The 8,584-nt window shown below is 69.9% G+C and carries 8 protein-coding genes; 4 read left to right on the plus strand and 4 right to left on the minus strand.

The genetic code is table 11. The annotated features are described in order from the left end of the window. The coding region (locus ACTIR_RS0120660) for an ABC transporter ATP-binding protein (protein ID WP_026455690.1) at nt 1-1,164 on the minus strand (1,164 nt) is incomplete at its 3' end. 142 nt (nt 1,165-1,306) lie between these two features. Then, the gene (locus ACTIR_RS0120665; RefSeq protein WP_026455691.1) at nt 1,307-2,413 is read right to left on the minus strand and encodes a BMP family lipoprotein; all 1,107 of its coding nucleotides are present in this window, start codon (nt 2,411-2,413) and stop codon (nt 1,307-1,309) included. A 444-nt stretch (nt 2,414-2,857) separates the two neighbouring features. On the opposite strand from ACTIR_RS0120665, the gene sdhC reads away from it, so the two are divergent. Genes sdhC through ACTIR_RS0120685 form a run of 4 tightly spaced genes read left to right on the plus strand, consistent with a single transcriptional unit; the run spans nt 2,858 to nt 6,328 of the window. Continuing rightward, entirely contained in the window at nt 2,858-3,307 is a 450-nt protein-coding gene (sdhC, locus tag ACTIR_RS0120670; protein ID WP_026455692.1) for a succinate dehydrogenase, cytochrome b556 subunit, read from the plus strand. Next, nucleotides 3,307-3,726 (plus strand): succinate dehydrogenase hydrophobic membrane anchor subunit, encoded by a 420-nt coding sequence (locus ACTIR_RS0120675; protein ID WP_026455693.1) that lies wholly within the window; start codon nt 3,307-3,309, stop codon nt 3,724-3,726. Before sdhC ends, ACTIR_RS0120675 begins: the two co-directional genes overlap by 1 nt. 24 nt (nt 3,727-3,750) lie before the next feature. Beyond that, nucleotides 3,751-5,547 carry a succinate dehydrogenase flavoprotein subunit gene (sdhA, locus tag ACTIR_RS0120680; RefSeq protein ID WP_026455694.1) on the plus strand — a complete coding sequence of 599 codons (1,797 nt, stop codon included), beginning with the start codon at nt 3,751-3,753 and terminating at the stop codon, nt 5,545-5,547. Between the two features lies 1 nt (nt 5,548). Continuing rightward, nucleotides 5,549-6,328 (plus strand): succinate dehydrogenase iron-sulfur subunit, encoded by a 780-nt coding sequence (locus ACTIR_RS0120685; RefSeq protein WP_026455695.1) that lies wholly within the window; start codon nt 5,549-5,551, stop codon nt 6,326-6,328. 107 nt (nt 6,329-6,435) lie between these two features. On the opposite strand, the gene ACTIR_RS0120690 is transcribed toward ACTIR_RS0120685, so the two are convergent. Together ACTIR_RS0120690 and ACTIR_RS0120695 are read right to left on the minus strand one after the other, a co-directional pair. Further along, a complete protein-coding gene (locus ACTIR_RS0120690; protein WP_026455696.1) occupies nt 6,436-7,824 on the minus strand; it encodes an endo-1,4-beta-xylanase in 1,389 nt (462 codons plus the stop codon). Between the two features lie 294 nt (nt 7,825-8,118). Then, a complete protein-coding gene (locus tag ACTIR_RS0120695; RefSeq protein ID WP_026455697.1) occupies nt 8,119-8,364 on the minus strand; it encodes an SCO4848 family membrane protein in 246 nt (81 codons plus the stop codon). Nucleotides 8,365-8,584: the final 220 nt, after the last annotated feature.

Below are 8,584 nucleotides of genomic sequence, written 5' to 3' on the forward strand. Positions count from 1 at the left end.
GCGGGTGTCGGCGCGGGCGGCGGCGGGGTCGAGGATCTGTCCGCGGGAGACCGGCGGCCGGGTCTGGTGCCCGAGGATGCGGTTCACCCACAACGGGCGGGTCGCCAGGATCCCGTGCCGGGTGCGGTCCTCGGGGATGTAGCCGATGCCGGCCTCGCGCCGGGCGAGGGTGCCGGACCGGGTGAGGTCGTGGACGCGACCGTCGGCGTCCAGCAGCTCCACGGTCCCGGCCGACGCCGGCCGCATCCCCATGACCGTCTCGACCAGCTCGGTCTGCCCGTTGCCCTCGACGCCGGCGATGCCCAGCACCTCACCCGCGTGCACGGTCAGGGACACGTCGTCCAGCGCGGCCCGCCCGGAGTCGTCCCCGGTCAGGCGCAGCCCGGTGACCCGCAGCACCGGCCGGTCGGTGACCGTGGACGCCCCGGTCGTCGGGCTCGGCAGTTCGGAGCCGACCATCATCTCGGCCAGCTCCGTCGTGCCCACCGTGGCGGCGTCGACGGTGCCGACGGTGGTGCCCCGGCGCAGCACGGTCACCCGGTCCGCGATCCGCCGCACCTCGTCGAGCTTGTGCGAGATGAACAGGAAGGTGTAGCCCCGCTCCCGCATCTGCCGGACGGTGTCGAACAGCGCGTCGACCTCCTGCGGCACCAGCACCGCCGTGGGCTCGTCCAGGATCACGATGCCCGCGCCCCGGTAGAGCACCTTGACGATCTCGACACGCTGCCGGTCGGCGACCCCGAGGTGTTCGACCAGCGTGTCCGGATCGACGCGCAGGCCGGCGCCCGCGGCGAGTTCGACCACGCGGGCGCGGGCCGTCCGGCCGATCCCGTGCCGGGACTCGGCCCCGAGCAGGACGTTCTCGGCCACGGTGAGGTTGTCGGCGAGCATGAAGTGCTGGTGCACCATGCCGATGCCCGCCCGGATCGCGTCCTGCGGCCCGCGCAGGCGCACCACCTCGCCGTCGATCCTGACGGTGCCCTCGTCCGGCTGCTGCATGCCGTAGAGGATCTTCATCAGGGTGGACTTGCCCGCGCCGTTCTCGCCGCAGAGCGCGTGCACCTCACCCCGGCGCACGCTCAGATGCACGTCGGAGTTGGCGACCACGCCGGGGAACCGTTTGGTGATCCCGTCGAGTTCGACCGCTTCTCGGGTCTCGGTCATCGTCTCTCGCAAGCTCTCCACGGGGACGTCGCGCCACGGTCGGTCGACGCGACGACCTGCTCACCCGGCCGGGCCCGGCACGGCGGGAGGGTCACCCCGTGTCGTGCGGGCCCGGCCGGACTGCCTCCGGTGCGCGAAGGGCTCACCCCTGCGGGGTGGCCGACACCTCGATCTCGCCCTCGACGATCTGCTGCTTGTAGCCCTCCAGCTGCGGCACGATGTCGTCGACCATGCCGCCGGAGGTGGAGTAGCCGACCCCGTCGACGGCCAGGTCGAACCGCTCGGGCAGCGAGTCCAGGTCGTCCCCGGCGACCGCGGCGATGTAGTCGAACACGGCGACGTCGACCCGCTTGAGCATGGACGTCATGATCACGTCCCGTACGTCTGCGACGGTGTCCTGCTCGTACTGGTCGGAGTCCACGCCGATGGCCTTCGCGCCGGCCGCCTGCGCGGCCTCGAACATGCCGCCGCCGGAGGCGCCCGCCGCGTGGTACAGCACGTCGGCACCCTTGTCGATCTGCGAGCTCGCCACGACGTTGGCCTTGCCCGGGTCGTTGAAGCCGGAGATGTCCCCGGCCGGCGTGAGGTAGTCGGTCTCGACGGTGATGTCGTCGGAGACCGCCTCCGCGCCCTGCACGAAGCCCGCCTCGAACTTGTTGATCAGCGGGGTGTCCACGCCGCCGATGAACCCGACGTGGCAGTTCTCGCTCTTGTACGCGGCGGCGACCCCGACCAGGAACGAGCCCTGCTCCTCGGCGAACACCAGCGGGGTCACGTTCGGCGCCTCGACCGAGTTGTCGTCGACGATGGCGAAGTGCGTGTCCGGGTAGTCCGGGGCCACCTCCTCCAGCGCGGGCGCGTAGGCGTAGCCGACCGCGATGATCGGGTCGTTGCCCTGATCCGCGAGCTGCCGCAGCCGCTGCGCCTTGGCGGACTCGTCCTCGGTGGCCACCGCCGTGCTCTCGGCCACCTCGGGCACGCCCAGTTCCTCCTTCGCGCGGTCGGTCCCCGCCGCGGCGGCGTCGTTGAACGACGCGTCGCCCCGACCGCCGACGTCGTAGGCCAGCCCCACGCTGAGGTCGGAGGCGTCGACGTCCGTGGGGACCTCGCTCTGCCTGCCGGTGGAGTCGGCACGCGGGGGCGCCTGCGCGGTCACGCACTCGCCGCCCGAAGAACCGTCGCCGGCCGCACCGGCCCCGGTGTCCCCGGAGTCCTTGGCGCACCCGGCCAGGACCAACGCGCCGGCCATGGCGATGGCCACCGGCGCTGCACCACGCTGACGAAGCACGGTGTGTCTCCCTTCCCGCCGCTGTCGAGCGGACACCACTGAAGAAGCGCCCGGCGCACCCGCCGAGCGATTCGGGAACCGTACCGTCGAGTCACCTCGGGGAACATCCGGCATCCACTTCGCGTAACAGAAATGTTCACTCCCCAGCGGGAAGCGCGACCGCCCGGACACGTTCCGTGTCCGGGCCTGTCGGTCAAGAGGTGGCGCACCGCCGGGGGCGAGACCCGTGCCACGCGCGCGGTGAAATTCGTGTCTGGTCTGTCACAGACGCCAACCCGAGGTGGACCGCGGGGAACTCGGCGGGTCTAGCATCCAGTCGTATCCACGCTCGACGGCTTGCGACCTCGGCGAAGCCGCAGGTACGCCGGGCACAGTCCATCAGTGACGTTGGAGGCCGTACAACCGATGTCCACCACTGCGAGCACCGCCGGCGAGGTGGGTGCGAGTGATCGGGCAGGCGCCTCACGTCGGAGCGGTACGTTCTACCGCGGCGACCCGGGCATGTGGTCCTGGGTGCTGCACCGCATCACCGGCGTGCTCACGTTCTTCTTCCTGTTCGTCCACGTGCTCGACACAGCCCTCGTCCGGGTCTCCCCGAACGCCTACGACGAGGTCATCGAGACCTACAAGACCCCGTTCGTCAACCTGCTCGAGGTCGCCCTCGTCGGCGCGGTGCTCTACCACGCGCTCAACGGCATCCGGGTGATCCTCGTGGACTTCTGGTCCAAGGGAGCCCGGTATCAGCGCGGCATGCTGTGGTCGCTGATCGGCGTCTGGGTCCTCGTGATGATCCCCGGCACCTACTTCATGCTCGAGCGCACCGTGAGCGAACTGTTCTCCGGAGGCGGCAACTGATGGCTGAGGCACTCACTCTCGACAAGCCGCGCTCCCCGCGCAGGCCCGCGGCCAGGCGGAGCAACTTCGAGCTCTACAGCTGGCTGTTCATGCGCATCTCCGGCCTGCTGCTGGTGGTGCTGGTGCTGGGGCACCTGTTCATCATGAACATCCTCGACGGCGGCGTGCACCGGATCAACTTCGCGTTCGTGGCGGGCCGCTGGGCGTCGCCGTTCTGGCAGTTCTGGGACCTGTCGATGCTGTGGCTGGCGCAGCTGCACGGCGGCAACGGCCTGCGCACGATCATCGACGACTACGCGCGCCGGGACGCCACCCGCTTCTGGCTGAAGATGCTGCTCTACACGTCGATGGCGGTCATCCTCGTGCTCGGCACGCTGGTGATCTTCACGTTCGACCCGAACATCGCGGCCACCGACTGACACCCACGCGAAAGCGACGACGACATGCAGTTTCACAAGTACGACGTGGTGATCGTCGGGGCGGGCGGCGCGGGGATGCGCGCCGCGATCGAGGCCGGTCAGCGCTCCCGCACCGCGGTGCTCACCAAGCTCTACCCCACCCGCTCGCACACCGGCGCGGCGCAGGGCGGCATGTGCGCGGCCCTGGCCAACGTCGAGGAGGACAACTGGGAGTGGCACACCTTCGACACGGTCAAGGGCGGTGACTACCTCACCGACCAGGACGCGGCCGAGGTGATGGCCAAGGAGGCCATCGACGCCGTGCTCGACCTGGAGAAGATGGGCCTGCCGTTCAACCGGACCCCGGAGGGCCGGATCGACCAGCGGCGCTTCGGCGGGCACACCCGGGACCACGGCAAGGCCGCGGTGCGCCGGTCCTGCTACGCGGCCGACCGCACCGGGCACATGATCCTGCAGACGCTGTACCAGAACTGCGTCAAGCACGGCATCGAGTTCTTCAACGAGTTCTACGTCCTCGACGTGGCCATGACCGAGACCGCCGACGGTCCGGTGGCCACGGCCGCGATCGCGTACGAGCTGGCGACCGGGGAGATCCACGTCTTCCAGGCGAAGTCGATCGTGTTCGCCACCGGCGGCTTCGGCAAGGTCTTCAAGACCACGTCGAACGCGCACACCCTGACCGGGGACGGCATGGGCATCTACGCCCGCAAGGGGCTGCCGCTGGAGGACATGGAGTTCTACCAGTTCCACCCGACCGGCCTGGCGGGGCTGGGCATCCTGCTCACCGAGGGTGCCCGCGGCGAGGGCGCGATCCTGCGCAACGAGTCGGGCGAGCGGTTCATGGAACGCTACGCCCCGACCATCAAGGACCTCGCGCCGCGCGACATCGTCGCCCGCTCGATGGTGCTGGAGGTGCTGGAGGGCCGCGGCGCCGGCCCGGAGAAGGACTACGTCTTCCTCGACTGCACCCACCTCGGCGAGGAGGTGCTGGAGACCAAGCTGCCGGACATCACCGAGTTCGCCCGCACCTACCTGGGTGTGGACCCGGTGCACGAACCGGTGCCGGTCTACCCGACGGCGCACTACGCGATGGGCGGTATCCCCACCAACGTGCACGGCGAGGCACTGCGGGACAACGACACCGTGGTGCCCGGCCTCTACGCCGCGGGTGAGGCGGCGTGCGTGTCCGTGCACGGCGCCAACCGGCTCGGCACCAACTCGCTGCTGGACATCAACGTGTTCGGGCGCCGGGCGGGCATCGCCGCGGCCGAGTACGCCAACGGCCGGGACTTCGTCGAGATGCCGGAGAACCCGGGCGAGCTCGTGGAGGGGATGGTCAACCACCTGCGCACCGCCACCGGCGGCGAGCGGGTGGTCGACATCCGCAACGAGCTCCAGCGCACGATGGACACCAACGCGGCGGTGTACCGCACGGAGGACACCCTCAAGCAGGCGCTGCACGACGTTCAGGCGCTGAAGTCGCGCTACGGCCGCATCGCCGTGATGGACAAGGGCAAGCGCTACAACACCGACCTGCTGGAGGCCGTCGAGCTCGGGTTCCTGCTCGACCTCGCCGAGATGCTGGTGAACGCGGCACTGGCCCGCAAGGAGTCCCGCGGCGGGCACGCCCGCGAGGACTACCCGGACCGCGACGACACCAACTTCATGCGGCACTCGATGTCGTACAAGCTGGTTCCGGAGGCCGCGAACGGCCCGGACCCGGACGCCCCGCTCGGGCTGACCGGGTTCCAGGCCGACCTCAGGCTCGACTACAAGCCGGTGACCTTCACCAGGTACGAACCGATGGAGCGGAAGTACTGACATGACTGCCACGGTTTCCGAAGCCGCGCACGACACCTCCCAGATCCCCGCGCCGGAGGGTTCGGTCACCATCACGGTGAAGCTCCTCCGGTACAACCCCGAGATCGACGACGAGCCGCACTGGGAGTCCTACGACGTCCCGGCGCTGCCCACCGACCGGGTGCTCAACCTGCTGTTCAACATCAAGAACTACGTGGACGGCACCCTGGCGTTCCGCCGGTCCTGCGCGCACGGCATCTGCGGGTCGGACGCGATGCAGATCAACGGCATCAACCGGCTCGCGTGCAAGGTGCTGGTCAAGGACCTGCTGGCGAAGGAGGGCAAGCAGACCACGGTCACGGTGGCCCCGATCAAGGGACTGCCGACGATGAAGGACCTCTATGTCGACATGGAGCCGTTCTTCGAGGCCTACCGCGCGGTCAAGCCCTACCTCATCGCCTACGGCAACGAGCCGACCCGCGAGCGGGTCCAGTCGCAGGCCGACCGGGACCGCTTCGACGACACCACCAAGTGCATCCTGTGCGCGGCGTGCACCTCGTCCTGCCCGGTGTACTGGGCCGACGGGTCCTACTTCGGGCCCGCGGCGATCGTGAACGCGCACCGGTTCATCTTCGACTCCCGGGACGAGGGCGCCGAGGAGCGGCTGGACATCCTCAACGACACCGAGGGCGTGTGGCGCTGCCGCACGACGTTCAACTGCACCGACGCCTGCCCGCGCGGCATCCAGGTCACCAAGGCCATCCAGGAGGTCAAGCGGGCGCTGCTGTTCAAGCGCGTCTGAGTCCCCCGAACACGGCCGAGGGCCGGCGCGGTCGTCGCGACCGGGCCGGCCCTCGTCCCGTTCCGGTCCCCCTCCCGCCCGACGGGCCCGGAACCGGGACGCGATGATCAGGAGGCGGTGCAGGAGCCCAGGGTGGGTGCCGCCCAGTTGCCGTTCGCCATGACGGTGAAGCCGAAGCTGGTCTCTCCGCCGGCGGGCAGGCCGCCGCTGTTCGACCGCATCGTCATGACGTCACCGCTGGAGTCCCAACTCGGATCGCCGTTCCAGGTCGCCGAGATCTCCTGCGGCGGGTGCACGGTGACGGTGGTGCTCCACGAGTTGATCGCCTCGTCGCCCGCGCGGACGGTGACCCGGCCGTTGAACCGGTCGCCCCACTGCTGGGTCTGTTCGTAGCTCACGGTGCAGGCGGCGTCGCCGTCGTCACCGCCCCCACCGCCTCCGCCGCCGGAGCCGCCGAGGGCCTCCAGCACGGCGTGGTAGGCGGGCTTGGCGTTGTAGTCGCCGTCGAACAGCAGCGGGGTGTCCTCCGAACGCCAGGAGTACTTGTCGGTCACCCCCCAGACCGTGATGCCGCTGCACGCGGACACGGCCAGGCAGGCCTGGGTGACGCCGCGGTACTGCTGCGCCTGCGACTCACCGGAACCCGCGATGTCCAGCTCGGTGATCTGGACCTCCACCCCGAGGTCGGCGAAGTTCTGCAGGGTGGTGTGGTAGTTCTCCGGGACCGGGTTGCCGCTGTTGAAGTGCGCCTGGAAGCCGACGCAGTCGATCGGCACGCCCCGGCTGACGAAGTCGGCCACCATGTCGTACACGGCCTGTGTCTTGGCCGAGTCCCAGGCGTCGGTGTTGTAGTCGTTGTAGCAGAGCGTGGCGTTCGGATCGACCGAGCGCGCGGTGCGGAACGCCTCCTCGATCCAGCCGTCGCCGAGCTGACGCTGGAACACCGAGTCGCGCCGGGCGCCGCTGCCGCCGTCCTGGAACGCCTCGTTGACCACGTCCCAGGAGCCGACCTGTCCCTGGTAATGCTCCATCACCGTGGTGATGTGGTTGTTCATCGCCGTCCGGAGGTCGTTGGTCCCGAGGTTCTCGACCCAGCCGGGCAACTGCGAGTGCCAGACCAGCGTGTGCCCGCGCAGGTCCATGCCCTGGCTGCGCGCGTGGTCGGCGATGCGGTCCGCGGTGGAGAAGTCGAAGTTCCCGCGGGAGGGCTGCAGGCTCTCCCACTTCATCGAGTTCTCGGCGGTGACGCTGTTGAACTCCCGGTTCAGCGTGGCGGTGTAGTCCGACTCGCCGAGCCGGCCCGCCGCGACCGCGGCGCCGAAGTAGCGGCCCTGCGACTCGGCGGCCTCGGCGAGCGTGGACTGTGCGCTCGCCGTCCCCGCCGTGGCCACCAGGCCGCCCGCGGTCAACGCACCGACCGCCGCCGTCACGACGGCCGTCCGGATCCGGGACCCGACCCGCCGGGGGCCGGATCGCCGCTGGTGTGCCGTGCTCATTCTCGGAGTCCTTTCGTCGAGGACAGGGCGACGTCGCGGTGATGCGGGCGCACCGGCACGGTGACGCTGTGCGGTGATCCGACAGCACCGGGCGACGACGGGGAGAAGTATGGCAACGGTCACACCGTCGGTCAACACCGAGTTTCCGAAAGTTTTCGGCCGTAAGAAGCGTGGGACGAGCGGTTCACCTGCAACAACCGAGCTCAACGGGGAGTCGACGCCGATAGGCGCCGACTCCGGGGGCAGCTGTTTCGAAAGTTTCGGAAGCGGGACGTGCGCGGGGGGAACGCCCGGTCAGGGCTCCCCGCCGCCCCCGCGGGCGGCCCGCCACCCGCGCCAGCCGAGCACCCCGATGATCGTCCCGAGGACGAACGAGGTGACCGCCAGCAGCGCGTGGACGACGAAGTACGCCGTCGGCGAGCCGTCCGGGTTCCAGGCGTCGTCGCTGCCCCAGAGGTTCCGGGCGAAGGTGATCCAGATGATCCAGGACCACACACCGAACGCGAGCAGGAACAACGAGACCCGACGGGACAGACGCATAGCCCCAGTATCCACGCTGGACAGGCCCGTTAACCTGCTCGGGTGCGCAGAGCTGCCCCGGCCCGGACCGTCGCCGTCACCCTGATCATCGGCCTGCTGTCGAGTGTGTCCGCGTTCACCGGCGGTGCGGCCGCCCGGACCACCGCGCCGACGCCACCGGACCCCACCACGACGGACGGCGTGGCGCGCACCGCCGACGCGCCGCCCGGTCGGGACGACG

Source organism: Saccharomonospora iraqiensis subsp. iraqiensis, assembly GCF_000430445.1.
In the GTDB taxonomy this organism is placed as follows: domain Bacteria; phylum Actinomycetota; class Actinomycetes; order Mycobacteriales; family Pseudonocardiaceae; genus Saccharomonospora; species Saccharomonospora iraqiensis.